The organism is Xenorhabdus sp. PB30.3 (assembly GCF_963895965.1).
Taxonomy (GTDB): Bacteria; Pseudomonadota; Gammaproteobacteria; order Enterobacterales; family Enterobacteriaceae; genus Xenorhabdus; species Xenorhabdus stockiae.
Map to the genome: position 1 here is coordinate 1 of NZ_CAWQMW010000156.1, position 26,058 is coordinate 26,058.

The 26,058-nt window shown below is 40.9% G+C and carries 21 protein-coding genes and 1 pseudogene; 7 read left to right on the plus strand and 15 right to left on the minus strand.

Annotated elements, in window-relative coordinates; translation table 11 throughout:
• Window positions 1-480: 480 nt before the first annotated feature.
• The 9 genes and pseudogenes from AACX38_RS15635 to rtcR all read right to left on the minus strand — a co-directional run.
• Window positions 481-863, minus strand: a pseudogene (locus AACX38_RS15635) (IS1 family transposase); the annotation flags it as partial.
• 322 nt (window positions 864-1,185) lie between these two features.
• Entirely contained in the window at window positions 1,186-3,186 is a 2,001-nt protein-coding gene (locus tag AACX38_RS15640) for a hypothetical protein (protein WP_228864858.1), read from the minus strand.
• 134 nt (window positions 3,187-3,320) lie between these two features.
• Window positions 3,321-4,292 carry a hypothetical protein gene (locus tag AACX38_RS15645; protein ID WP_228864859.1) on the minus strand — a complete coding sequence of 324 codons (972 nt, stop codon included), beginning with the start codon at window positions 4,290-4,292 and terminating at the stop codon, window positions 3,321-3,323.
• On the minus strand, window positions 4,293-7,805 hold the full coding sequence (locus AACX38_RS15650; RefSeq protein ID WP_228864861.1) for a toxin VasX: 3,513 nt from the start codon (window positions 7,803-7,805) through the stop codon (window positions 4,293-4,295). It lies immediately after the preceding gene.
• Window positions 7,802-9,112: a DUF4123 domain-containing protein gene (locus tag AACX38_RS15655; RefSeq protein ID WP_228864863.1), complete on the minus strand. Its 1,311-nt coding sequence runs from the start codon at window positions 9,110-9,112 to the stop codon at window positions 7,802-7,804. Before AACX38_RS15655 ends, AACX38_RS15650 begins: the two co-directional genes overlap by 4 nt.
• A 367-nt stretch (window positions 9,113-9,479) precedes the next feature.
• Entirely contained in the window at window positions 9,480-10,418 is a 939-nt protein-coding gene (gene pyrB / locus AACX38_RS15660) for an aspartate carbamoyltransferase (protein ID WP_228864866.1), read from the minus strand.
• A gap of 2 nt (window positions 10,419-10,420) precedes the next feature.
• Entirely contained in the window at window positions 10,421-10,585 is a 165-nt protein-coding gene (locus AACX38_RS15665; RefSeq protein WP_228864867.1) for a hypothetical protein, read from the minus strand.
• A 199-nt stretch (window positions 10,586-10,784) separates the two neighbouring features.
• The gene (gene rnz, locus AACX38_RS15670; protein ID WP_228864868.1) at window positions 10,785-11,702 is read right to left on the minus strand and encodes a ribonuclease Z; all 918 of its coding nucleotides are present in this window, start codon (window positions 11,700-11,702) and stop codon (window positions 10,785-10,787) included.
• 11 nt (window positions 11,703-11,713) lie between these two features.
• Window positions 11,714-13,291, minus strand: a complete 1,578-nt coding sequence (gene rtcR / locus AACX38_RS15675; RefSeq protein WP_228864869.1) for an RNA repair transcriptional activator RtcR — start codon at window positions 13,289-13,291, stop codon at window positions 11,714-11,716.
• A gap of 1,096 nt (window positions 13,292-14,387) precedes the next feature.
• Between rtcR and AACX38_RS15680 the strand changes: the two genes are divergently transcribed.
• The 6 genes from AACX38_RS15680 to AACX38_RS15705 all read left to right on the plus strand — a co-directional run bounded on the left by AACX38_RS15680 (window position 14,388) and on the right by AACX38_RS15705 (window position 19,910).
• Window positions 14,388-15,419 (plus strand): slipin family protein, encoded by a 1,032-nt coding sequence (locus tag AACX38_RS15680; protein ID WP_228864880.1) that lies wholly within the window; start codon window positions 14,388-14,390, stop codon window positions 15,417-15,419.
• Between the two features lie 11 nt (window positions 15,420-15,430).
• Window positions 15,431-16,657 carry an RtcB family protein gene (locus tag AACX38_RS15685; RefSeq protein ID WP_228864881.1) on the plus strand — a complete coding sequence of 409 codons (1,227 nt, stop codon included), beginning with the start codon at window positions 15,431-15,433 and terminating at the stop codon, window positions 16,655-16,657.
• Between the two features lie 24 nt (window positions 16,658-16,681).
• Window positions 16,682-17,479: a nucleotidyltransferase domain-containing protein gene (locus AACX38_RS15690; protein WP_228864870.1), complete on the plus strand. Its 798-nt coding sequence runs from the start codon at window positions 16,682-16,684 to the stop codon at window positions 17,477-17,479.
• A 25-nt stretch (window positions 17,480-17,504) separates the two neighbouring features.
• Window positions 17,505-18,050, plus strand: a complete 546-nt coding sequence (locus AACX38_RS15695) for an RNA 2'-phosphotransferase (RefSeq protein WP_228864871.1) — start codon at window positions 17,505-17,507, stop codon at window positions 18,048-18,050.
• 46 nt (window positions 18,051-18,096) lie between these two features.
• Window positions 18,097-18,717, plus strand: coding sequence for a LysE family translocator (locus AACX38_RS15700; protein ID WP_228864872.1), 621 nt, complete (start codon window positions 18,097-18,099; stop codon window positions 18,715-18,717).
• 254 nt (window positions 18,718-18,971) lie between these two features.
• The gene (locus AACX38_RS15705; RefSeq protein ID WP_228864873.1) at window positions 18,972-19,910 is read left to right on the plus strand and encodes a hypothetical protein; all 939 of its coding nucleotides are present in this window, start codon (window positions 18,972-18,974) and stop codon (window positions 19,908-19,910) included.
• Between the two features lie 303 nt (window positions 19,911-20,213).
• On the opposite strand, the gene argF is transcribed toward AACX38_RS15705, so the two are convergent.
• A complete protein-coding gene (gene argF, locus AACX38_RS15710) occupies window positions 20,214-21,233 on the minus strand; it encodes an ornithine carbamoyltransferase (RefSeq protein WP_228864874.1) in 1,020 nt (339 codons plus the stop codon).
• Window positions 21,234-21,588: 355 nt separating this feature from the next.
• Between argF and rraB the strand changes: the two genes are divergently transcribed.
• Entirely contained in the window at window positions 21,589-22,011 is a 423-nt protein-coding gene (rraB, locus tag AACX38_RS15715) for a ribonuclease E inhibitor RraB (protein ID WP_099120056.1), read from the plus strand.
• A gap of 52 nt (window positions 22,012-22,063) precedes the next feature.
• Here the strand turns inward: rraB and AACX38_RS15720 are convergent, their stop codons facing one another.
• The 5 genes from AACX38_RS15720 to AACX38_RS15740 form a co-directional block, all read right to left on the minus strand.
• Window positions 22,064-22,567 carry a GNAT family N-acetyltransferase gene (locus tag AACX38_RS15720; protein ID WP_228864875.1) on the minus strand — a complete coding sequence of 168 codons (504 nt, stop codon included), beginning with the start codon at window positions 22,565-22,567 and terminating at the stop codon, window positions 22,064-22,066.
• Between the two features lie 246 nt (window positions 22,568-22,813).
• Window positions 22,814-23,587 (minus strand): amino acid ABC transporter substrate-binding protein, encoded by a 774-nt coding sequence (locus tag AACX38_RS15725; RefSeq protein WP_228864876.1) that lies wholly within the window; start codon window positions 23,585-23,587, stop codon window positions 22,814-22,816.
• 41 nt (window positions 23,588-23,628) lie between these two features.
• Window positions 23,629-24,393: an amino acid ABC transporter ATP-binding protein gene (locus AACX38_RS15730; protein WP_228864877.1), complete on the minus strand. Its 765-nt coding sequence runs from the start codon at window positions 24,391-24,393 to the stop codon at window positions 23,629-23,631.
• Window positions 24,377-25,084: an amino acid ABC transporter permease gene (locus AACX38_RS15735; RefSeq protein WP_228864878.1), complete on the minus strand. Its 708-nt coding sequence runs from the start codon at window positions 25,082-25,084 to the stop codon at window positions 24,377-24,379. The genes AACX38_RS15730 and AACX38_RS15735 overlap by 17 nt, the downstream gene beginning before the upstream one ends.
• A gap of 118 nt (window positions 25,085-25,202) precedes the next feature.
• Window positions 25,203-25,964 carry an amino acid ABC transporter substrate-binding protein gene (locus AACX38_RS15740; RefSeq protein ID WP_228864879.1) on the minus strand — a complete coding sequence of 254 codons (762 nt, stop codon included), beginning with the start codon at window positions 25,962-25,964 and terminating at the stop codon, window positions 25,203-25,205.
• Between the last annotated feature and the right edge of the window lie 94 nt (window positions 25,965-26,058).

Genomic DNA, 26,058 nt, shown 5'->3' on the forward strand with positions numbered 1-26,058 from the left:
TAAAAACCCTTAAATAAAAAACATATCACTATGATAGTAAGCTTAATTTTTAAGTCTATGGAGGTTTTTGTTAAATATAATTTATAAAAAAATGTAATGGAATACATTGTGGAAAATCTGGAGCCGGCCAATTCCATCAAGGGAAAAAGATTCATACTTAAGTATGGTAAAGCATCTCAATAATGTCCAAGTTTGGAATTGTTTTTTATATCAGTGTGTCCTAATTGGCTTTGGTAAACTATTCCACAGATGTAAATTGTTAGCATACCAACTACGATATTCCATTAGGATTACATATGAATAATTTCATTCCATCCTTTCAGCATGTGAAAGTTATCAATACCATGCAGAAATATTTGGCTATAAAAACATAGTGGGATTTTTAGAGGTTCAACCTTTCATTTGATGAATTGAATGACTGGAATGGTATTTGGAGATGTATTCAATTTTTTGGTTATTTATTCAAAGAGTTGACTACTCTCAAACATAATATTCACGTTCAATGAAAGTGCCAATGATTTTGTCATGCATTTCAGGTGACTTTGAATAACCGAGTGTTTTACGGCTCAGACGCTTAATTCGGTTACGTAAGGTTAAGTTTTCGCGTTCGATACGTTGAGTAAAATATTTTCCAACCAGATTGTTGGCTGAAGGCAGTCAATTATAGTATAGGCACGATAATCATCAGTACACCAAAAGGCCACCTTGCATTTAGGTAGTTTTTTCAATAACTTTTTCTGCGTTTTCTTGTTTCGTCTACCAAAAGCATGCGCAATGATACGTTTTAGGCGAGGCTCCCAAGCATACCATAACCAACGCTGGCACTTTTTATTTCCGACGAATGACCATATTTCGTTAACTTCACCCAGCGGTAAGGTTGGTGCCCACCTTTGCCAATGCCATGTTTTTTTAACGTCCTTCGTCTGGTGACAAAATCGATATTTTACTTCTATTGTGGCCATGCATGTTATCTCGCAAGATTGGCATTATTACACTTCGGCTTTCAAGTTGCCTCTTTGTTGTCTGCACTCGCTCACCCCAGTCACATAGTTATCTATGCTCCTAGGTATGAACTCCTTGCCGCCGCGATGCATCTTGACCGAATTTTTAATAACTCTATCTTACGTTCTATAAACGGAACAACTGGAATCGCATTTTTGTGAGTTTTCAATTTCTGTAGCTAATTTATGAGAGTGCATTTTCTTTATGGCTCGTTTTCTTTTCCTGAATTTCGGGATTTCGCTTATCTAATTCTGCTAAGATATGCTCTATTTTTTCATCAATATCAAATGATAGACTTCCTGTACGCCAAAACAACGAACTACCACGTTTAAAATCAGTCAGTGAGACTGATTTTTTACCTTTTATTATGTAGGTAATAATAAAAGCTTGAATTTCAGTATGTATGGAATGTCTTTTCTTTCCCCAAAGACATTTAGTAATATGGAACCGAAAATTAGTAGAGCATAATGTATTTTTATTGCTTATAAAATAGAGTATTAATCCATCCGGTTTGCTCTGAGGTAATGGGGTGAATTGATAGGAAATACCAGCTTGCTGATAACGAGCAGCGCTAAGTTTTAAGGATGGAGAAAATATGATCTGTCTTTCACGATCGATTATAATAATGTCCTGAGGGATTAAAAATAAAATGTGGAGAATTAATAAGATAAAAATCAGGAATTGTCCAAAATAGATAGCATAATCAGAAAACTCAAAATAATATAAATTAAATATTCCAGAGTCATACTCTTTATCACGAATTAGATCATCATAATGCAATCGATGATAAATGAAATTCCAGATTGGGATGGAGTTATTATCTTCTACATCAAGCCCAGCTATATATTTTTCCGGAGAAAATGAAGCTGGCAGATCATTTCTAAGATGAAAACTTTTTCCGTATTCTTTACGGAGTTTTTCGACCTCTTCCAAAATGATAGATTCCTCCCACTCTTTGTGTGAAATGAAGGTACTGATGTACCAACCACTGATGGGGATTTCAATAGCCAAATAAAGTAAAAATAAAAAAATACGAGGTAAAGTCAGTGACCTGCCTATTAAAACACATTGCTTATCATTAATACTTTTGAGCATGGAAAAAGCTTTTAATTCTCGTTTACTCTTTGGTTTTGTTGGTGATTTTAGTAAGTTCTCTTCTTGTTCAATGAGTAAGGAGGGGTCTGGACGCCATGTTTCTGGAGCATGAATATTTTTTCTTGTCGCTGAAAGAGCTTCTAATGCGGCTAGAATACGAGTTATCTGCTCATCAAAGTCGGCAGGTTTTTCATCTTCATGGCATTTGCGGGGAACTGGAGTACGCAGGATATCGCCTTCAAAAACAGGGGATTTACCATATAGAAGATAATTGACAATAAAAACATAAGGTAATATAAATCTTTTTTGTTGTTTTGAAGAGGAATTTCTTTCACGATACATATGTAGTGAAAATATACGACGGCTGAGTGAATTATTCCTATCCAAAGTGTATAGTATCAACCCTCTAGTTTCTGATGAGTGTAACTGTACTCGTAATTGAGAAAATCCAACCTGTGAATAATGGGCAGCATAAACTTTTCCTTTACGCCAACTAAAAAATAATTGGCGTTTTCTATCAATAAATAATGGTGGGGGATTTTTATAAAAACGACGAATATAAATGGGTAAAAAAATAGTCAATGATATTAATGTTCCAAATATAAAAAAATCCAACAGGAGAAGGGAGATGTTATTATCGGAACCGTTATAACGATAATAGAGATATCTATCGAAGGTTATTTCTTTCGAATAATTAACATATCTGACAATTTCCATTTTTTTGGAATAGTGTGGTTGGAGATAAAAATCTTTTTCTCCATGTTTTTGGCGAGCCAAATTAACTTGCTCCCATATTTCCGGGAGATGTTCTTTTTTCTGTTCTGTAAATAATCCTATGGCAAGAGCCCAAAATAGGAATAATAATATTGGTCCAAATAGTGATAATGAAGAATGGAAATCTCTATCTGTCGTTTTCATCGCACATAAATCGCCATCAATGCTTTCGATACATATAGATAGGGGCATTTTTCCTAGTTTGTTACTTAGTAATGGAGTCGCAAGTAACTCTTTTTGGTGCTCAATAAATGGTGTTGGCGTTATTCTACTCAGAGCCTTGGCTGGTATGTTGTACCACTTTACATCATTCATGATTTTTCTATCCATTTTTAACTGTTTTTATTTTCTAATTTTTATTTAATTAATAAATATCAACCAGATGGATACATGCTGGTTGATATAAAGTAGAGGTATCATAAATGCAGTAACATAATTTATCTGACTATTTATGTATTTTCCTGACTATTATCTTTGGCATCTCGTTTGTCTAGTTCCGCCAAAATATGCTCAAGCTGTTCATTAAAATCTGCGGGTTTTTTATCCTTGAATAAGAACAAAGCGGGAAAACGTTTATAATCAGTAGCTGCAACGGCATCTTTGCCTTGTATAAGGTATTTAACGATAAAGGCGTGTGCTTCATCTTGCCGTAGTTTTGTGTTGAATCCTAATATAGAACCATAAGAGAGACACATCTGGAAAGCACGACGAGCTAGTGTATTGTTTTCATCCAGTGTATACATTGCTAACCCCATCAGATGGATAATTTTCATGGGGTCGGTTTGATTGGAAACGCCTACCTGAGAATAGCGGGCAGCATAGACTTTGCCTTTATACCAACTGAAAAACAATTGCCGTTCTCGATCAATAAATATGGGTGCTTGTAGTTTCCAGAAAAAGCATCTGTGTATTAGGTAGAAGGAAAAAACAAGTAATAAACTGAAACGTAAAAAATCTGTAATTAAAAACTTGGTGCTAGCGTGAAAATAGTTATAGCGGTAATAAAGATACTTCCAGAAAGAAATAGTTTTATCATTGCCGATAAAACGGGCATTTTCTAAATTTTCAGGAAGATCTTTTCGAAGATAAAAATCTTCACCATATTCTTCGCGAACATTATTGACAGTACGTAATATATTAATTTCACTTCTTGTTTTTAATTCTATAAGGCTTTCAATGCAATAATAAAAAGTTAATAATACGCCAATAAGAATGGGGAAAAATATGATTGTTCTCGCAAATCGCTGTGTATTCCGCAGAGTACATTGTTTATCATCAATGCTGTTAAGAGGAGGATAACTTTGTAATGCTTCGTAGCTTTTTTTCTCCATTGGTATTTTCAGCAAGATTTCTTGCTGGTCAATAAGTAGGGTAGGTGTGACATCATGAAGGGTTGTAGATATTTTTTTTGAATCGTTCATTTATCGGAACTCCATACCTTTAAATCCTATAATAGGTTTTTGATTCATTTCTTTACTTGTAAGATAACGTAATGGAACAATGGTATCCTCATAAGGGATATAATGCCAAAATAGTTCAGCTGTATCCTTATTGGGATAAGGATATCTATCTTCAACACTGATCGTTAGTTCTAGATTACCATTTTTGTATTCAACTTGAGCTATCTTCAGTGCTTCACGAAATCTTGCGGTGAGTTCTTCATCATATATATAAAGTTTCCCATCAATTTCTTCCGCTCGGGATTTCAACTCATTATAATATTCTTGTTCTTTTTTAAATGATTCCATATGCACTCGAATTGCATCTACAGGAGCCATACCACCCGAGTGCCAAGTATTGACGGGCTTAGGTAAAGGCTTATAAAAGGCATATTGAAGATCAGAACTGCCTTGCTGGAAAGCAGGTAATTTGAAGGTATAAATGGTGCTGAATTTTTTGTATTCTTGTTTACTTTGAATATTTAAATTAGGCATAAAGAACAGATTTAAGAATTCTTGACTTTCAATATCAAAGGCATGTTGGATTTCTTTGCTATTACTCATTTTTCTAGCATCTTTTAGCTGGTCATGAAATGCTGGACGTTCAGCATTCCCCCAAAACGGATACATATCCCCATTTCCCCAAAAGCTGTTACGGAATAAATTCTGTGTATCAGAGCTGTTAAATAATAACAGACCAATAGTGCCACCAATAACTAAGACCCATCCCATAAAAGCCATACCAGCCATCAATGCACTACCTATTGCTACTGCCTCAATACCAGCAGCCATACCAATACTCACAGTACCTAATGCTGCACTTCCCAGCCCTATGGCATAGTTGCTGTATGCCGCTCCTTTATTACTGATAGCTCTGGCTTTTCTTCCATCAATAAAAGATACATAAGCTCCCATAATATTAACCAGACCAAGACCAGATTTTACCCATTTGGCGTTCAGTTTGTTGGATAGATTATTTGAAATACCTTCGAGCCTATTTAGTAACACTGGAGAGGCGTTTGGCATAAATTTATGAGCATGTTTGGTGACTTTGGATGTAATTAGTGTCAAGTCTGCTGTTAATGAAATAAGTGCTGCTGAAAACTTAACAACATCATAAGACCTGCTGAGCTCATCCTGATCCAGCGGATTGTTGCTACTGAATTGAGACTGTATAACAATAGAAGTTGCAGTTTGAACGTTGAAAAATAGGCTAAATCCCGGAGCTACTTTTTCCAGTAAGATTGCTGTCTTATGTGTACCAACTTTTAAAAAATCAAAAGAAGTATTAAATCCTTCTTTGATAGTAATTTTCGCAAGCTTGATTCCGATACCGGTTTGATCCGATACTTCTATTACTTGCTTGGAAACGGTATTTCCTATTTTTATTCCTGTTTTCTTAGCATACTCACCTGTTTGTCTTACTGTATTTTCAAATTGTTGTTCTGCTTGGCTAGGAGCGCTTATTTCTTGTAATTTTTCATAGAAAAGAGACTGTGAATTTTTTAATTTTTTAAATGTTTCATTATGCTTAGGCATCCTAGGCCCTTTATTGCCGGAATAACTCTTTTTATTTGCAATTTTTTCTAAACGGCCTTGGATTTTATTGAACTCTTCAGGAGTAATATGAAGTCCTTCACGATAATCAATAACAATACCGAAAGGTTGCATTAAAACAGGTACAAATTTGTTAACAATCAATTGAATGGCAGTATCACTTAAATGGGTCAAAGGGCCTTTTATTGCTATTGCTCCCGCTTCCATTATCGCAAACGCTTTCCCAACAATCTTTCCAAACAGTTCAAGAAATTTCTCTGAGACGTAGACTGATATCTTTATAATTTGATCATTTAGAAATTTTTTAGATTGTTGTATCGGCTTGTTAGGATCATTAATATTTTCTAGTGTTTTGTTAATAGCATTTTTGGTGCCCTGATGAATTTTCTTGGCAATCTCTTTACTTTCGCCATGAGTTAGTATTTTCACCATACCCGTCGCCGCTATTTCCCAGGCATTGGTGCTGTATTGAGGTGTATAGTTTTTCTCTGCCGCTGTAATAGCATCCCTTTTGGCTTTTGCTTCTTTATTTGGGTCGTATAAGCCATAGGGGAGGATACCCAGCGTTGTATCAGCGAAATCTTTTAATGTGGTTGGTTTTCCTGCTGCTAATGAAATCAATTCTTCCAGCATTTTTTCCGATGTGACGGACATTTGCAGTCCATGAAAAATATCAAAAACAAGTTCAACAAAAGTGTAGATTTCCTGAATATCACTCTCATTTGATATTTCTTTTTTCTCATGAATAGAGAAGAAATGCTGGAAATAGTTATCAAGGCTGCCAACTTTTCCAGTAACCGCTGGTGCACTGGCAAATGCTTTGAATAAGCTAATGAAAACATCCTGCCGTTTTTCGAATTCCAGATGTGAATCTCTTATTTTGGGCCAATATTTTCTCACAGCCTTTCGGCTTAAGACTTCGCTATTGGCTCGTTTTGCTATGGGATTATTTTTATTAAATACCTTAATATAATCATCTATATACAATCCAATGGTCATCGGATAGAGATTGCGTTCAGCATTGTATTGTTGTAATAGATCCAGAATATTATGCGCTTCTAAAATCTCCTTCTGCCGTCCAATCGGATCATGCAGTATTACAATCCGTGCCTTCTCTTGATAACACAGCTTGTTGCGAATCTCCGCTGCAATATTCTCTGCATCCATTTCATAGGATTTTTCTGTCGTTAGCTCATCAATCCTGAGATCATTGATATCTAATTCTTCAAATTTATGGGCATCAATTTTTGCTTTGACAGCTGAGAACTGCTCCTTGCGGGTTTTGTAATCTTCAATTAATTTCGTGAAATTGGATTCGGTTGCTTCAATCGCATATTGTTGATTATCCGCATCCAGATTAATGAACTGCATGGTCTTTTCACGCAGCTTTTTATCGCGGTTCATACGGGCAATGACATCGGGATGCCAGAGGTGTTCGCTGTAAGCAATACTGATATTTGAAACATCTTTTGCTACAAATAGGAAAGGATACCCTTCACCCTGTAAACCAGGTTCTGGCATCACTCCATCGCGGGCATCTTTTTTATTCCGGTACATATACTTCCGAAAACGCTCAATTCTCGGTGCATCATCGTTATCTGAGCTTTTTTCTACTTCATATCTAAAGATATGGAAATAAGCTGTACGGCTGGGGCGGTGTTCCATGCTGTCTTCTTCTCGAATATAAATCCAGCCAGAACGCATCAAACGAGCCGCATATCCCTTACTCTGTTTCAGCGTTGTCGCAGACATCAGTGTGTGAATATCCGGTGGAGATTCAGGTTGTTCCATTTCTTCGCCGAAGAAATTTACATAAGCATAACGGACAGGGTAGAGAGGTTTGATATTTCCATCACACGGGTATTTTGCACTTCCCATATCGAGTCTGGATACGGATTCGTTTGCGTTTGCACTAATATTTGAGATTACAGAAGTCATGACTGGCTCCATGTTGTCGGGTTAAGGCATTCCTTGAGAAGTTTGTAAGCTCTGGCTTCCTGATTGGAGGGTTCAGATAAAATGGTTGCCAATGTTTGCTGCCAGAAATCTTCATTTTTCACCGTCATTGATCGCGCCATAATGTAGTAAAGCCCGGTCAGTTCAAGTGTAAAACCGTGCAAATAGGCATAATTGGCATGTTTGGTAATGAAAGAAAGGAGCTGTTCTTCCGGCACTTGGCATTGTTGCTGAATATTATCTTTAATGAATATTTTGACCTTATGGAAGTATCTCTGCTGCACATATAGTTCAAAATTACGTTTCATCCTGTTATTGATCGTCACGGTTTCTGGTTTGGCTTCTCTGAGGCTCTCCGTAACGCTGATTTTCATCATTCTGTTTTCGTTAGTTAAACCATAAATGGCCCCAATATTACGCATAAAGGAGGCCAAGGCGCCGCGAGATAGGCTTTTGAGCATCAAATCTACTGTCAGTGAATAATAGAAGCGGAAGAAAACCCATTCCCGGCTGCTTTCCTGTTGCAAATAGGAGAATTTGCGCAGGTGGTTATACAGTTCATCAAATTTACTGTCGGTATGGATAAAAATTCCGATATCCGGTGTATGGTGGGTGATGAATATATCCCGCAGAAACTGGTTATTTTCAGAACCTGTCAGCTCGACCAGATAGGGGGCAGAGTCTTCAAGAGTAATTTGTGTTTTACCTTTAAACAGACAGCGATAAGTCAAGCCAGAAACCATAAGGGAAGGCACGATAAAGTGGCTCGTATTTTTATGATAAACTCCGGCGTCAATGATCAGATAACTATGGGAATATTGGATTGTGTTCTGTTGCTGTCGGTAAAGCAGCGTATATAGGTCGTCACTGATCCAGTGCCGATTAAAAGAGTTATCACCGATAAAAGGAACACAGGGATATTGGGTGATTGACAGCTCTCCGGTATCAATCGGCAATCGTTCACTAATATCCAGTGATTCCAATACCAGAATTGATTGTTCTATATTTATTTTATCTAGATTTAGGATTAGGTGTTTTTCAAGCTGAGCACTGTTGTTCAGATATTGGAGAAAAGGCAATACTTTCTCATACTCGCCCTCTGTCGCTTTTAATGAATTCAACATATGGTCTGATAATTGAATCAAAGCCTGATGTTGGCTTTTGGCATAAATTAATGCCTGAGCGCGATATCGTCGTTGTTTCTGTTGTTCTGAACCACGATAGCCATATGAAAACTCTGCAACCCAGATATTTTCATATCGTTGGTAGTCATTCTCTTGCCTGTGCATGATGTAATATCGTCAACTTTTATTTAGGATAAATTTTTTGGAAAATAACGTTACGAAATTAATTTATTTAAATGGACGATAATAGCTTAATTTTATGGAAGGCTAAAACAAGAAAAATGATTTTAAATCAGTGCTTATTTTAAATTAATGAATTTAATTATAACGGATAGTTATACTACCATTATGGTAATTGATTTGTGATAAATAATATGAAATCAATTATAAGTAAATTTATTTTTTATAAATGGGATTTCTTGATGAAATGATGTTAAAGAATTTTTTGGGAGAATAATACTATGACTAAGGTCTAATTTTCTTAGCCATAATATTTGTAACTGCTTATTTATGTTAATTAATTATTTCAGCATTAATCTATAACAACATTTTCATTCAGTACCAGCGATAGCAATGCCTGACGCGCATAAATTCCATTGCCTGCCTGCTGGAAATAATACGCATAAGGCGTTTTATCCACATCAACAGTAATTTCATCAATACGTGGCAGAGGATGGAGTACTTTCAGGTTCTCTTTGACATTCATCAAATCTGCCGCACGTAGCACAAACTGGGCTTTGATATTGGCGTATTCAGAAGGGTCAAGGCGCTCTTTCTGAACACGGGTCATATACAGAATATCCAGCTCAGGCAGCACATCTTCAAAATTGTTGTGAATGCTGTAGCTCACCTGTTTTTCATCCAGCATGTGCAGAATATAGTTGGGCATAGAAAGTGCGTCCGGTGCGATAAAGCAGAAGTGGTTGCCCTCAAATTTCGCCAGTGCCTGTGTCAATGAATGTACGGTACGACCATATTTCAGGTCACCAACCATCGCGATTTTTAGGTTATCGAGTTTGCCCTGAGTTTCCTGAATGGTAAACAAGTCTAGCAGTGTCTGGGTAGGATGTTGGTTTGCACCATCACCGGCATTAATGATCGGAATATGACCGGAAAATTCAGAAGCAAGGCGGGCAGCGCCTTCCTGTGGGTGACGCATGACAATCGCATCAGCATACTGGCTGATAATAGAAATAGTATCGGCCAGCGTTTCACCTTTTTTGCCCAATGATGTGTTGCTGCTGTCCGCAAAGCCTACCACAGAGGCGCCAAGCCGCTGGATAGCCGTTTCAAAAGAGAGACGGGTGCGCGTAGAGGCTTCGAAGAAGCAGCTGGCGATGACTTTGTGTTTCAGTACATCAGTCTGTGGATTGGCTTTCAGGGCTGCTGCCGTCTGCAATACCAATTCAAGATCTGTGCGGCTCAAATCATTAATTGAAATGATATGCTTGCGATATAACGGGTTAGCCATGTTTACATTCCTCTTTTATGACTTTTAGCCTTGGACTGGGCAGACGAAAAAAAGCCCCTCAATTGAGGGGCTTTTAAATGTTCGGTTAGTAATGGGGAAAACAATACGCTCAGGCTGCCAGTTGGCAGTGCTTCGTTAGATTGGCGTTTTGTAAGGCTGTATTTCATGTTTTCTCCCGGCAAATCGTCGCGCATTATACTCGCGATTGTATTCACTGCAAGATTTGTTGAGAGAAATTTTTCATTCAATCAATAATCAATCTCAGGAACTAAAGAGAGAATTCCTGATCCTACCAATGCTCTGATTTAAAACATTCATTAAATAAATAATTAAAGTTGGTTTAATATAAAATATAAGAAGACGCGGTTATTTAACTACAAATACCGCAAAATCCTCAGCTAAATCAGTATTCGGAAATATTTCCCGACATTCAGCCAGTAAACGTGGGCAATCTTCTTTACCATAACGTCCGCTGATATGCGTTGCGATAAAATGTTTTACCTTGGCATCACGAGCCAGTGTTGCAGCCTGTTTAGTGGTGGAATGGCCTCGCTCATTGGCTTTTTCGGCAAACGCATGTTCCAGAGTGATTTCATGTACCATGACATCAACATCAGCCGCCAGTGTCAGGGCTTCCGGTGTGGGTTCGGTATCCCCGAAAATCGCTAATGATTTGCCACGAATCGGGGCTCCCAGATAATCTTTACCGGAAATTGTCCGTCCATCTTCCAATGTGACCATACCCCCTTGTTTTAAGGTTTGCATCCACGGGCCACGGGGAATTCCATCCTGATCCAGCTTTTGGGCATCCAGCGTACCGGGCCTGTCATGTTCTTCAATCCGATAGCCATAACATTCCACACGGTGCTTCAGGGCATAAGCAGTTACTTTTATTGTGCCATCATCAAACAGTAATCCGGGCTGTACTTCAATAATTTCCAGTGGATAGGTCAGAAAGGAGCCGCTTAACTGCAATGAAGTTTCCACAAACTGGCAGATCCCTTTTGGCCCGTATAGTGTTAATGGATCGGTGGAGCCGCCCATTGATCGACTGCATAGTAAGCCGGGCAGACCAAAGATATGATCTCCATGCAAATGAGTGATAAAGATCTTCTCCAGTTTGGAAATTTTAATCGGAGAATGAAGGATCTGGTGCTGTGTTCCTTCTCCGCAGTCAAACATCCACAGTGAGCTGCGGATCTCCTGTAAATCGAGAATAAGGCTGGTGACATTGCGTTCTTTAGTCGGGATACCTGCGCTGGTACCCAGAAATTTTAATTCCATATCGTCTTTTCCTAATCTTGCTGAATACTTTCCCAGTCTAAGCCGAATCGGGCGAGATACTTACGTAATCTATCGGCATCATTGGGTTGTTTCTTTTGTTGGCGGGAAACAGCGAAGAGCTTGCGACCGGCCTCCGATAAACTGGCTGATACCCGACAGACGCTGATAACGGTTTCTAACTGCTGGCGATCAAACAAATCAATTTCTGCTAAATGATCCGGTAGCAGGGCGGAACTATTTTCTCCTCGCCAGTGTTGTCTGAGGCGGATGATTTCTTCTTCTGCCAAATGCTGATTGATGCGGCCATTTTCAGCAAACGTTGCCATACGGGCGACTGATGCACTTAATTCACGGAAATTTCCCCGCCACTTGGCCTGTTCTGAGCAGGCAAAACGCAGGTAAATCTGCCGGGCTTCTTTATCAAAACGAACCTGTGTCTGTTGCATTTGTGCATAGCGGGCCAGTTCATAGTCGATGTTTGGTTCAATATCTTCACGGCGTTGAGCCAGTCCGGGTAGCTGATAAGTCCACATATTGATACGGGCATATAAATCTTCACGGAATTTCCCCTGAGCAACCCTATCCCGCAGATCCCGGTGAGTGCCGGCAATTAACTGAAAGTCACTGTAAACTTCCCGATCAGAACCGTACGGCAGGAAGTTTTTTTCTTCAATCGCCTTCAGTAACATCGCTTGTTCATCAAGGCCTAACTCGGCTACTTCATCCAAGAATAAAATACCACCATCGGCTTCGCGTAATAGGCCGGTTCGCGGCTGGATTGCCCCTGTAAATGCCCCTTTGACGTGTCCAAACAGTGTAGACATGGCATTATCACCGCGCAATGTCGCACAGTTTACTTCGACAAAACGCCCTTTAAGCAGATGGCGTGACTGGCGGAGTTGATAGATACGTCGAGCCAGAAAGGATTTACCTGCCCCGGTTGGCCCGGTTAGCAGGATCGGTGCTGATGAGCGCAGCGCAACACGTTCAATCTGGTCTATCAGGTGGTTGAAACTGGCATTGCGCGTAGCGATGCCGGATTTCAGAAACGCCACTTGCTCCTGCTGTTCACGCAGAAAGCGGCTGGTTAACGTGGTATAACGACTGAGATCCAAATCGATAACAGTGTAGACTCCTTCAGGATGGCTATCGCGATCGCCATTTCTGGGAGAAGTCTGGATCAGCTGGGCTGGCAGATAACGCGCTTCAGTCAGCAAAAACCAGCAAATCTGGGCAACGTGCGTGCCTGTAGTGATATGTACCAGATACTCTTCATTTTCAATATCGAAAGGATAGCGCACCGCAAAATCAAGCAGGGCAGTATAAACTTCCTCAAAATCCCACGGATCATCAATCTGGATTTCTTGCAGAACAACGCGTGTCTGTGGGGAGGTTTCTTCAATATCTTCTTTAACTCTTTGCGCCAGACTGTAGCTATCTGCCTGATAGAGTAATTCCAGCCTGTCAACTGGCAGCTCAGGCTGCTGGCATAGCCCAATAGTAGGGCGCCATTTTGTCCAGCGATTCGCTTTTTTCCCACGTCTGTCTAATGTTGTTCCCAAAACCCCAATAGCAACTCTGCGTTTCATCCTTGCCTCTGTTATTGATTATCTAAATTTATAAAAAACGATATAAAAAGATAAGAAAATCAAATGGCAAAAACAATCGCCGAAAATAGGTAAAAATAAAAATCGTTAAATTTCATAATGATAATAAATATTTTTGCCTTTTTTCAAAGTTGGCACGGGATTGGCAATAACTATAAGAGTCAACACACTGGAATTGTATGGGTTCAGAACCCAGCCGGTACATAAGTCATGGCATGAGGCCATTTTACTGCATGTATTCCGCCAGTGAGGGACGTTTAGCGAATAACGCAGGGTTACGTTGGGTTCGAGTCCCAGGTTCGCACCATATAAGGGATATGGTCTTTTACTCTCCAAGTAAAACACAAAAGAAAATATAGAAGTGAAAACCCGTATGACTGCCAATTGAGAGTCATCGCTTTGAAAACCCGGTAGATGATGCTGGGTTAAGGGCAGAATACTGAGCTGCTGCTGTCTGAGTACCGATGTATTTCCCCCTTGGCTTCGTCCTGATACCCGGTTTTCAGAGTGCAGGGAATAAAAAGGAAAAATAACAATGATGAAGAAAATAAAAATATTGCAGGGACAAATTGGTTTACTGGCAAAAGAGGGTGAGTACTTGCAGGTTTTAACCGCAGGTGAATATCGTTTTAGTGATTGGTTTAACAAACTGCAATTGACGACTTTTAACCTTAGTGGTGGCGCAATAGAAGCAAAATTGGCAGAACATTTACGCCAGTATCATGCTGATTGGGTCGAACAGTATTGTGATGACATCCAGCTGGCTGAAGATGATATGGGACTATTGTATGAACATGATTTACTGAATGAAATTATACCATCTGCAACTCGCCGCCTATATTGGAAAAATAGTGGGTTACGCCGATGTGAAATCCGTAAAACGACGGAACAGGAAATTTCACCTGAATTAGTTTCTTTGTTGCACGCTGCGAAAACCCATAAACGTACTGTGAAAGGATTGGATAATATCCTGATTGCTCAGATCCCAGTATGGCAGGTCGGTATTCTGAAAATTGATGGCATTGTTCAGGCGTTGCTACAGCCAGGCCTGTATGGATATTGGCGTGTTGGCTATGACATCTCTGTGGAAATTGTCGATACCCGTTCACAAGCTAAGGTTGAAGGCAATCTGGCAGAACATCTACGTCAGCAGCATAGCGACTGGGTAGACGAATTTTGTGATGGTATTGAAATTGCTGATGATGAAATGGGGTTGCTATACGAACATGCTGTGTTGGTCGAAATTCTGCCTCCGGCAACCCGCAGTTTGCACTGGAAGAATGGAAATCCCCGCCGCATAGAGGTACTGAAATCCTCTGAGCTGGAAGCTGATGCTGAATTGGTTTCACTGTTAATGTCTGCTATGGCGCGAAAACGTAGTGTGAAAGGCTCAGATAGTGTACTGATTACTCAAATCCCGGCTTGGCATGTAGGGATTCTGAAGGTTGATGGAATTGCACAGGAATTATTACAGCCGGGTTTAAAAGGTTATTGGCGTGTCGGGCATGATGTGCTCGTTGAAATTGTTGATACCCGGTTACAGGTGCTGGAAATCAGCGGTCAGGAGATACTGACCCGTGACAAGGTAAATCTGCGCATTAACTTATCTGCTAACTGGCGTTATCAGGATGTTCTGATGGCATACGAACAACTCAGTGATCCAGTTTCATATCTGTACCGCGAGTTGCAATTTGCTTTGCGTGAAATAGTAGGCACGCGCTCACTGGATGAATTGTTGGAGAATAAGCAGGTTATTGATGATCTGGTTGGTGAAAAGATCCAGCAAATTGCCCAGCGTTTTGGTTTGGAAGTGGCATCACTTGGTGTGAAAGACATTATTTTGCCCGGCGATATGAAGACCATTCTGTCGCAGGTTGTAGAAGCAGAAAAGTCTGCACAGGCTAATGTTATTCGTCGTCGGGAAGAAACGGCGGCAACCCGATCGCTTCTAAATACCGCCAAGGTGATGGAGAACAATCCGATAGCCTTACGCCTGAAAGAATTGGAAACACTGGAAAGTATTGCAGAACGCATTAATCAGATCTCAGTGTATGGCGGTTTAGATCAAGTATTAAACGGATTGGTACAAATTAAAGGAGAACAAAAATGACTATAACTGAAATGAACACCAATGCTTATAACTTATTGACTCAGGAGAGCGGTGCTCCGGTAAAAATGTGGACGAATGGGGTGCCGGTTGATCCAAAAGCGATTACTCAATTACAAAACACGGCCAAGATGCCTTTTGTATTTAAGCATCTGGCCGTGATGCCGGATGTACATGTCGGTAAAGGTTCTACCATCGGGAGTGTGATCCCGACTCGTGGCGCTATTATCCCGGCAGCCGTTGGGGTGGATATTGGCTGCGGAATGATTGCAGTTCGTACTTCATTGGTGGCATCGGATTTACCGGATAATTTGCTGAATATCCGCCATGCTATTGAAGCTGCTGTACCGCACGGGCGCACAGTGAACCGTGGCGGACGGGATAAAGGTTCCTGGAATAAGGTGCCGGAAGTGGTGGATCAACATTGGGCAACGTTGGCTGATCGTTTTAAACATATCACCGATAAATACCCGAAACTACTGAACACCAATAACCGTCAGCATTTGGGAACGCTGGGAACAGGGAACCATTTTATTGAGCTGTGCCTTGATGAAGCGGATCGCGTTTGGGTAATGCTACATAGCGGTTCCCGCGGAGTAGGAAATGCCATTGGTAATCTGTTTATTACACTGGCGCAGAAAGATATGCAGCAACATATCGCTAACTTGCCTGATCGTGATTTGGCGTATTTTGAGGAAGGAAATCGCTACTTCGATGATTATATGGAAGCGGTGGACTGGGCACAGGACTATGCGCGCCAGAATAGGGAAGTGATGATGCATCGAGCACTTGAGGCGTTATCACGCGAGATACCAAAACCGTTCACAACACAACAGGAAGCGGTGAATTGCCACCATAACTATGTACAGCGTGAGCAGCACTACGGTGAAGAGATTTTGGTAACCCGTAAAGGAGCGGTATCAGCCCGTAAAGGCCAGATGGGGATCATTCCGGGTTCGATGGGAGCAAAAAGTTATATTGTCCGAGGGCTTGGAAATGAAGAAAGTTTTTGCTCATGTAGCCACGGCGCTGGTCGTGTAATGAGTCGTACGGAAGCGAAAAAACGCTTTACAGTGAACGATCAGAAACAAGCCACCGCGCATGTGGAATGCCGAAAAGATAGTGATGTCATCGACGAGATCCCGATGGCATATAAAGATATTGATGCAGTAATGGCTGCTCAGTCTTCATTGGTGGAAATCGTGCATACTTTACGTCAGGTAGTTTGTGTAAAAGGTTAGAAGAATCGCAGCAGGAAAAAGAAAATGGAAAGGGAAGCAGAAACAGTTAGCCCGGCAATGCGGGCTCGTATTAAAAGAGAACTGTATAAAATAGAGAAAAAATATGGCGTGCGGATACTGTACGCCTGTGAGTCTGGCAGTCGAGGGTGGGGCTTTGCCTCACCAGACAGTGATTATGATGTGCGATTTATTTATGTTCACCCCGTGGACTGGTATCTCAAAGTGGAAGCAGGGCGGGATGTGATTGAACTGCCGATAAATGATGAGCTGGATATCAGTGGCTGGGAGCTGCGCAAGGCTTTAAAACTACTGAAGCAGGCAAACCCGACTTTGATGGAATGGCTGGATTCTCCGGTCATCTATCATGCAGATGCGGCTGCAACTAATGGGCTGAAAGCGATGGTGCCGCATTTTTTTTCGGATATGAAAGCGCGTTATCATTATCTTTCAATGGCGAAGAAAAACTTCAGGGGTTATTTGCAGGGTGAGCAAGTTCGGCTAAAAAAATACTTTTACGTATTGCGTCCGTTACTGGCTGTGCGTTGGATTGAGATGGGTAAAGGTACTCCTCCCATAGATTTTGAAACGCTGGTGGCTGGTACAGTTTATGATCCTCAATTGAAAGCAGAAATTGCAGATTTACTGCGAATTAAACGAGCTGCCAATGAAGCAGAATATGGTTTGCGCAAGCCGGGAGTTCACGCATTTATTGAATCAGAACTGAATGAGACAGTAGTGCGTTGTGAGCTGAAGGATAATCGTGAACGCAATCAGGATTTACTTGATAGTTATCTGAAGCGTTGGGTAATGAAAAATAGATAAAAAACGCCGATTACTGAGGGAAAACATGGATCATATCGATACTAAAATCAGCAAGTTTTTAAGTTACGTATTGCGTCATCAGCCTGAATCCATCGGTCTAACACTGGATAGTGAAGGCTGGGCGGATATCAGTACGCTGATTAAATGTGCAGTGAAGCAAGGAAAGCGACTGAATTACCCTATGATTGAAAAAATTGTCGCGACTAATGATAAAAAACGCTTTGCGATTTCGGAAGACAGGAAACGTATCAGGGCAGTACAAGGGCATTCAGCCAAACGGGTAGATATCTCTTATCAGGAAAAGATACCGCCGGCCGTTTTGTATCACGGTACAGCAACCCGCTTTCTGGATTCAATATTTAAACAAGGGCTGGTGGCGGGAAATCGCCATTATGTGCATTTATCGGCAGATGAAGTGACTGCGATTAAGGTGGGTCAACGACATGGTAAAGTTGCTATTCTAAAAATTGATGCTCAGTTAATGTATGAACAGGGAATTAAATTCCATCAGGCCGAGAATGGTGTCTGGTTGACAAAGGCGGTTCCTGTCGAATATATCAGTATGAAGTAACATCATAATTAAACATGTTTATGCACACCTCACTCTGGAGATAAAAATGACAGTTCTGGATTCTCTATTGGCATTCATGATCGCTGCTACATTATTAACATTAACTCCTGGTCTGGATACGGCTTTGGTTTTAAGAACCGCCGCGGCGGAAGGTGGGAAAAAAGCCTTTCAGGCCGCTCTTGGAATTGATGCCGGATGTTTTATATGGGGAGCGATGGTGGCATTTGGTTTGGGTGCATTGATCGCTGTATCTGAACTGGCATTCAATATTCTGAAATGGTGTGGAGCGCTGTATTTATGCTGGTTAGGTCTTCAGATGATCTTTCGCCCTAATACCGATCTTGGTGGTAAGAATACTTCTTCGGTTAAAACGTCGAACTGGTTTATCAGGGGCATGCTGGGAAATGTACTGAACCCAAAAGTAGGTGTGTTTTATGTCTCTTTTTTGCCTCAGTTTATTCCTCAGGGGCATTCACCCATGATCTGGACATTTGGCTTAGTTGCTATTCATGCCGCACTGGGTACGATATGGTCACTGATTCTGATTTTTGCCACACGTCCGCTTTCCCATGTGTTAAAGCGTGGTAATGTCATCAAATGGATGAACCGGGCGACAGGAGGATTATTTCTGTTTTTTGCGGTTAAATTAGTATTTAGCCGGCGTTGAAACTTCGTTGAGCTTAGGTTGATATTTGTATTCTACAATATATTTATGTTCGACATATTATCCATTGTCTTTTCAGTTTACAATCTGAAAGACAATGGATGTAGCTTATTAAAGTGACTTTCCATTTTAAACAAACCTTGTGTTTTTCTGACCATTTGATGGGATTATTCTATATTTAAATTAATTGATTATTATATTTCTCATTATCACAGTTATAGGAATGGTATAAATATAATAAATGAGGAGATAATTAAATGAATGTTACTTTTCGCACATTTGATATTAAAATATCTTCTGGAGATCCCAGAAGGACGGATAAATTTTATTATAATGGTAGACAGCAAGTCACATTGGTTATTAATATTATAAAACAAGTGGATGGTGTCGATACGCCATTAACTGAGGACGAAAAGGAGAGTGTGACGCTAGCGAGTAAAAAGCATCCCAAAACTCCTCTCAGCTCTCCCTGGTTCTGTGATAAAGTAAAGAATCAGTATGATGAAGGAATTAGGGGGGAAGTAATAAATAGTAATACAATTAATGAGAATAAAAGTAAGCAGGGAGATACAAATCCAGAGACTATTTATCGCTATTTTCGGGCGGAAGCAAGTGATAAAATGGAGCTTGTAGCGACAGTGACCATTAATGGGAAAATATACTCTTCCAGCACACAAGATGATAAAGTAGTAACAATATTACCCCGTGCACCGTATAAAGTAGATCATCGTGAACTTAAGTTAGAACAAAAAATAGCTTATTTAAATGAATTTGAAACCAGAAATTATATAAGTATTAGTTTTTATTCTTGGGGACTACCAGATTCATTATACATTAAAGAATATAAAGTTCTTTGTGTTAAATACGAGGCTATTCCTGAAGGTGGCATTATAGGTCGTAATTTGCCTGGTGAGGATCCTGCACGAATGAGTGTCATGTTAAAAAGAGATATTTTAGATATTCCAGTTAAGAGTTTAATAAGAACGGAAAATGTACCGGGTGGAGATACTATTTTACATTTTCCCATTAAAAATAATGAATTCAGAGCAACTCTTGGTTTTTGTGATAATCGCGTTCATCACGAAAGAAAAATAAATGTGGGCTGTATAGCCGAGATAGTGGATAATTTTGGATGCCGCCATACTTTTCTAGTGAAAACAACCAACGACTTTAGTTCATTATATTTTGTTGACTAAGTCGATATCTGTTGAGACGCCGGTTGCTAAGATGCTGGCGTCTATTTTAATTTCCACTTATAGACATTTCGTCTTTCAAGTTGTTTCTATGTTTATATTGGCTGCACTTACTTACCCTAGTTAGCGTATTTATAAACATACGATTATCTATGCTCCCGGAGATTACTGAGAGGCTCCAGTTTCTCACCGGAGCTCAGCCTTTGACCGGGCAAATTCGTACCTGACGAATTTGTTTCTCCCTTGCCGCCGCGACGCATTTTGAAATAAATCCATTGTATATAGAGTTAGTTCTCAAATAGCGTGTTAAATATCAAAGTCTAATTCTTTAACCAATGTAGCCACCATGACAGCCTTAATCGTATGCATACGGTTTTCTGCCTGATCAAAAACAATGCTGTATTCTGATTCAAACACATCATTAGTCACTTCCAGACCACCAGACAAGTTGAATTCTTTCGCAAGCTGTTTACCAAGAATGGTTTCTTCATTATGAAAAGCCGGCAGGCAATGCAGGAATTTCACATCTGGATTTCCCGTTAGTTTCACGAGATCCATATTAACCTGATAAGGCGCTAATAATTCAATGCGCTCCTGCCAGACATTTTTAGGCTCACCCATTGAGACCCAGACATCGGTATAAAGGAAATCAGCTGCCTGTACGCCAGCCGAGATATCTTCCGTCAGTGTGATTTTTCCACCTGTTTTCGTCGCCTGTTTTTGGCATTCACTCACTAATTGAGCATCCGGCCAGCAGGTTTTTGGTGCAACCAGACGCAAATCTAATCCCGTTAATGCAGCCGCTTCCAGCAAGCTGTTACCCATGTTATTACGGGCATCGCCCAGATAGGCCAGTTTTATTTCAGTTAAGGGTTTTCTACTGTGTTCCTGCATCGTCAACAAATCTGCCAGTAGCTGAGTCGGATGGAACTCATCCGTCAGTCCATTCCAGACGGGGACACCGGCATATTCTGCTAGCGTGTCGACTATTGCCTGCCCATAGCCACGGTACTGAATACCATCATACCAACGCCCAAGTACCCTTGCTGTATCCCTGATCGATTCCTTATGCCCAATCTGGCTGCCGCTGGGACCTAAATAGGTGACATTAGCCCCTTGGTCATGTGCTGCAACTTCAAATGCACAGCGTGTGCGGGTGGAGTCTTTCTCAAAAATCAGGGCGATATTCTTTCCTGCCAGCAAGGGAATTTCTTTACCTGATTTTTTATTCGATTTCAATTTCCTTGACAGGGATAAAAAAAGCTCAATTTCTTTAGGCTTGTAATCAAGTAATCTCAGGAGATGACGGTGAAAAAATGGATTCATGTGACATTTTCTCCATAGGGATAAATTGAATTAATATGCACTATATATCAATAAAAAATCTTATTACAAGCGCTATATACACAATGGATTTCAAGATGCATCGCGGCGGCAAGGGAGATCATCCCCGGGAGCATAGATAACTATGTGACTGGGGTGAACGAGCGCAGCCAACAAAGAGGCAACTGGAAAGACGAAGTGTATAGTGTGTATTGAAGATTTAAGGATAGCCAAGAGAATAGTGCCCCGGCGCTTAAGGCCTGTACTTTTGGTTTAACAGCACGGGATAGCTATATCCTTTGCAAAGAAAAGATGGGAGAATGCGGAACAGGATAGCCAACTGACAGAGGGGATTGGCATGGCAGACCCACATGCACTGGAAGAACAGCGCGAAGAAACTCGCTTGATCATCGAAGAGTTATTGGAAGATGGCAGTGATCCTGAAGCGCTTTATATCATTGAACACCATTTTTCAGCAGACGATTTTGACCGTCTGGAGAAAGCAGCAGTTGAAGCATTTAAACTTGGTTATGAAGTGACAGATGCGGAAGAGCTGGAAACAGAAGACAGCGTTATTTTGATGTGTTGTGATGTAATCAGTGAGAGCCGTCTGGAGGCTGACCTGATCATTGCACAGGTTGAGCAATTGATGGATCTGGCTGAAAAAATGGGTGTGAATTACGATGGCTGGGGAACTTATTTTGAAGACCCTAATGCTTCAGATGATGAAGAAGATGTAGGTGATCTTTTCCCGGAAGAAGATGAACCCAGATTACACTGAGTGTTTCTATCGCATTTGCCCCACGGTTCGCGCGGGGCACATTATTATGTTTTTACAGCATTTTAACCATTCTAACCTCACAATCACTGTGCCCAGTATTGCCTAGGGGCGCATCAAGGTAACTGAATCCCAGTTTTTCATACAAAGCGATGGCTGCTTTCAGGTTTTCTGTTGTTTCTAAATAACAGCGTGTAAAGCCCTGTTCCACCCCGAATTCCAGCGATTGTTTAACGATTTGTCTGGCAACACCCTTGCCCCGTAATGCTGACGAAAGATACATTTTCTGCAGTTCACAGGTATTACTATCACCTCCTGACAGTGGGGCAACTCCACCGCCTCCAACGACTTTCCCCGCCATTTCAACAACCCAGTATGCACTGCGGGGCTGGCTGTAAACTTCGTACAGAGTATCCAGAATTGGGTCAGCGACGGCGAAGCCTTTGTCAGCTGTCAAACCGTGCTCGGCGGATACCTCACGAATAATGGCGGCAATATCTGGATTATCTTGTTGGGTAATAGGGCGGATGATGTAGTCGTGATTTGTGTTTTCTGCCATTTCTTCCTCTTTACTATTTTTCATTAAAGATAATCGAGACAATAGGCGTGTCTCGAAAGAACGATTGAATAAGCGAGGATATTGGAAGCCTGCTTGAAATTATTATTGATGCTGTAACGATATAATTATTAGATCGATATTAATTGAAAAGAAAAATAAGTAAATAATTAAATCAGAAGGGGGTACGGAAATATAAAATAAAACGGCACCATTATGATGCCGCAATTTTACAAATTGTATGATGAATTACTTCGAAATATCAGTTCCGAAGTATTTCTCAGAAATGTGGGCATAAGTTCCGTCATCTTTCATGCCTTGCAGAGCTTTATTAATAGCCTCGACTAATTCAGGATCACCTTTACGCAGTAATACGGCCGATTTACTGGCATCAGTCTGCTGAGCGACAATTTTCACCGGCGCATTCGGGCGCTGATTTTTGAAGTCCAGAAATGACAGACGATCATTCAGTGTGGCATCTGCTCGACCGGTGGCAACTAAATCAATGGATTGGTTAAAACCATCCGTGCTGACCAGTGTGGCACCATAAGATGTTGCTAATTGCCCGTAGTTACTGGTTAAAGATTGTGCGGAGCGTTTTCCTTTGAGGTCAGCAAAGGATTTGATGCTGTCATTGTTATCACGGGTGATAAGAACAACCTGAGATGTTGTGTAAGGAATCGAGAAGCTGAATTTAGCTTCCCGCGCAGGAGTAACACCAACCTGATTAACAACAGCATCAAAGCGTTTGGCATCCAGTCCTGCAATTAAACCGTCCCATTTTACTTCCGTAAATTCAGGTTTAACATTCATCCGGCGTGCAATTTCTCTGGCAATATCGACATCAAAGCCGGTTAATTTATTGCTGGCATCATGGTAGGTAAATGGGGGATAAGTTCCTTCAGTACCAATTTTAAATACGCCAGAGGCTTTTATGGCATCTAAATCTTTACCGGCATAGCTGGGAGCAGAGATAGCAAGAGTAACGGCGCCTGCAAGCAGCAATTTTAAGAATACTTTCATGATGTTCTCCAAATGAATTTTTATAAAAATGTAGTGGCTCTCTATATTTGCCAGTCCGGTAAAGTTTCAGTCAGAGTTGAAACAAACTCGATAGTGCGCTGGTGATCCGGGCGGGTAAACATGTGTTTGGCGCTTCCCGATTCGATAATTTCCCCAAATTCCAGAAAAATAACATCATGGGAAAGGTTAGCAGCCAGACGCAGATCGTGCGTAGCCATTAACATTGTTGTCCCTTCATCTGCCAGCTGTTTCAGTACGGAGACGACTTCTTTTGATAGTTCAGGGTCAAGGGCTGAAGTCGGTTCATCACATAATAATACCTTTGGTGATGGTGCCATCGCTCTGGCGATTGCAACACGCTGCTGCTGACCACCGGATAATGTGGTTGGCCACACATCTGCTTTATGCGACATTTCAACTTTTTCCAGTAGCTCCATCGCCCGTTCTCTGGCACGTTCACGAGGCCATTTCTGTACCCAAATCAGCCCCTCCATGATGTTTTCAATCACAGTGAGGTGAGGAAAAAGCTGGAAATTCTGGAATACCATGCCGGTTTGCAAACTAAAGCGCTGGATTTCCTTGTGGGAAAGCCGTTCTTTGCCGGTAAACGTAATTTTTTCTTTCCCCAGCATAAGTTGGCCAGCCTGTGGAATTTCCAGCAGGTTAATGCAGCGTAACAGGGTGCTTTTTCCACTGCCGGAAGGTCCAATAAGGGCGGTCAGGCTGCCTTCCTTAATAGTCAGGTTTATATTTTTCAGCACCTTTTGTCCGTCGAAACTTTTTTCAATGTTAGAGAGCTGAATCATTATTGACTTCCTTATTATTGCCATTTTTAGCATATTGCTGGGAGAACTTGTTTTCCATACGGGTTTGCAGTGCTGATAACAGCGAACTCAGGATCAGATAAAGGATGGCTGCTTCGGTGTACAGGATCAGTGGCTGGTATGTCACGGCGGCGATGCGCTGTGCGGCCAGAAACATTTCTGGCACGGTAATAACAGACGCCAGTGAGGTATCTTTTACCAGAGAAATAAAGGTATTTGAGAGCGGCGGAATAGAAACTCTTGCAGCTTGTGGCAGAACGATACGACGCAGGGATTGCCACCAACTCATACCGATAGAGTGAGAGGCTTCCCATTGTCCTTTAGGAACTGAATTCAGCGCTGCCCGGATAACTTCTGATGTGTAAGCACCGACATTCAGCGTAAAGCCAATTACGGCAGAGGTGAATGCTTCCAATGTAATGCCGATGCTGGGTAGTGCATAAAATATCAGAAAAAGTTGCACTAATAACGGTGTCCCGCGGATCAGCCAGACATAAAAACGTACAACTACAACCAATGGCTTAGGCCCGTAAAGCCTGATCAGGGCAACGATAAACCCCAGCGTAAGCCCGAGGGCAAATGTGATCAGGGTGAGGGGAATAGTAAATGTCAGGCCTGCGTAAATCATCGGCCAAAGAGAATCCAGTGCTAAGCTGAGCCAGGATGGAGTCATATATCGTTCCTATATTAACATCAAAAAGTATTTATTTTTTATAAGATTGTTTTAGTGATGATATGGCAATAAGAGAGCATCCTTATATAAAATAAAGTTATAGCTTAGAACTGGCGGATCAGTGACTAAAATACTTGTCCCAGATGCGCTGGTAAGTTCCGTCAGCATTGATTTCAGTAATGGCTTCATCGACTGCGGCCTTTAACCCGGTATCGTTTTTGCGCAGGAGTACAGCAGTCTGTGCTGCATGGGTATCGGTTGCCACAATTTGTACCGGCGCTTCCGGGCGATGTTTTTTATAATCGAGGTAGGATAGTTTATCGTTGATGGTGGCATCTGCACGGCCCGTACTGACAAGCTCAACTTCCTGATTAAAGCCATTTGTAGCGATAATTTCTGCTCCGTGCTGACGCGCAATCTGGGCGAAGTTATTGGTTAAGGTATGGGCGGACTTTTTGTTTTTTAAATCACTAAACGTTTTAATCTTATTGTTATCGGTTCTGGTAATCAGAACAGCTTCTGAAATGACATAAGGCAAGGAGAAAATATATTTTTTCTGGCGTTCGGGAGTAATCGCAATCTGGTTCATAACTGCATCTGATCGTCCCGCATCCAGACCAGCAATCAGCCCATCCCATTTCCCTTCAATAAATTCAGGTTTTACTTTCATTCGTTTGGCAATTTCGCGGCCGATTTCTACATCAAACCCAGTTAATTTGCCCGAGGTATCATGATAACTGAATGGAGCATACGCTCCCTCTGTTCCGATCCTGAATATGCCAGAGGACTGGATTTTATTCAGGGTGGATTCTGCATAAGTTAAATGTGTAAAGCCCAGTTGGATAATTCCTGCCAATAATATCTTATGGATAATTTTCATTTTACCTTCCTGATAATGAGAGTTATTATCAAATATAATACATGATTGGCTTTTTAGTCCTAATGATTTATATATAATATGAAATTATATATTG

Excerpts from the sequence above, each read along its gene's own strand:
- AACX38_RS15640 (WP_228864858.1), bottom strand. The coding sequence starts at position 3,186 with ATGAATGATGTAAAGTGGTACAACATACCAGCCAAGGCTCTGAGTAGA.
- AACX38_RS15645 (WP_228864859.1), bottom strand. The coding sequence starts at position 4,292 with ATGAACGATTCAAAAAAAATATCTACAACCCTTCATGATGTCACACCT.
- AACX38_RS15650 (WP_228864861.1), bottom strand. The coding sequence starts at position 7,805 with ATGACTTCTGTAATCTCAAATATTAGTGCAAACGCAAACGAATCCGTA.
- AACX38_RS15655 (WP_228864863.1), bottom strand. The coding sequence starts at position 9,112 with ATGCACAGGCAAGAGAATGACTACCAACGATATGAAAATATCTGGGTT.
- pyrB (WP_228864866.1), bottom strand. The coding sequence starts at position 10,418 with ATGGCTAACCCGTTATATCGCAAGCATATCATTTCAATTAATGATTTG.
- AACX38_RS15665 (WP_228864867.1), bottom strand. The coding sequence starts at position 10,585 with ATGAAATACAGCCTTACAAAACGCCAATCTAACGAAGCACTGCCAACT.
- rnz (WP_228864868.1), bottom strand. The coding sequence starts at position 11,702 with ATGGAATTAAAATTTCTGGGTACCAGCGCAGGTATCCCGACTAAAGAA.
- rtcR (WP_228864869.1), bottom strand. The coding sequence starts at position 13,291 with ATGAAACGCAGAGTTGCTATTGGGGTTTTGGGAACAACATTAGACAGA.
- AACX38_RS15685 (WP_228864881.1), top strand. The coding sequence starts at position 15,431 with ATGAACACCAATGCTTATAACTTATTGACTCAGGAGAGCGGTGCTCCG.
- AACX38_RS15690 (WP_228864870.1), top strand. The coding sequence starts at position 16,682 with ATGGAAAGGGAAGCAGAAACAGTTAGCCCGGCAATGCGGGCTCGTATT.
- AACX38_RS15695 (WP_228864871.1), top strand. The coding sequence starts at position 17,505 with ATGGATCATATCGATACTAAAATCAGCAAGTTTTTAAGTTACGTATTG.
- AACX38_RS15700 (WP_228864872.1), top strand. The coding sequence starts at position 18,097 with ATGACAGTTCTGGATTCTCTATTGGCATTCATGATCGCTGCTACATTA.
- AACX38_RS15705 (WP_228864873.1), top strand. The coding sequence starts at position 18,972 with ATGAATGTTACTTTTCGCACATTTGATATTAAAATATCTTCTGGAGAT.
- argF (WP_228864874.1), bottom strand. The coding sequence starts at position 21,233 with ATGAATCCATTTTTTCACCGTCATCTCCTGAGATTACTTGATTACAAG.
- rraB (WP_099120056.1), top strand. The coding sequence starts at position 21,589 with ATGGCAGACCCACATGCACTGGAAGAACAGCGCGAAGAAACTCGCTTG.
- AACX38_RS15720 (WP_228864875.1), bottom strand. The coding sequence starts at position 22,567 with ATGGCAGAAAACACAAATCACGACTACATCATCCGCCCTATTACCCAA.
- AACX38_RS15725 (WP_228864876.1), bottom strand. The coding sequence starts at position 23,587 with ATGAAAGTATTCTTAAAATTGCTGCTTGCAGGCGCCGTTACTCTTGCT.
- AACX38_RS15730 (WP_228864877.1), bottom strand. The coding sequence starts at position 24,393 with ATGATTCAGCTCTCTAACATTGAAAAAAGTTTCGACGGACAAAAGGTG.
- AACX38_RS15735 (WP_228864878.1), bottom strand. The coding sequence starts at position 25,084 with ATGACTCCATCCTGGCTCAGCTTAGCACTGGATTCTCTTTGGCCGATG.
- AACX38_RS15740 (WP_228864879.1), bottom strand. The coding sequence starts at position 25,964 with ATGAAAATTATCCATAAGATATTATTGGCAGGAATTATCCAACTGGGC.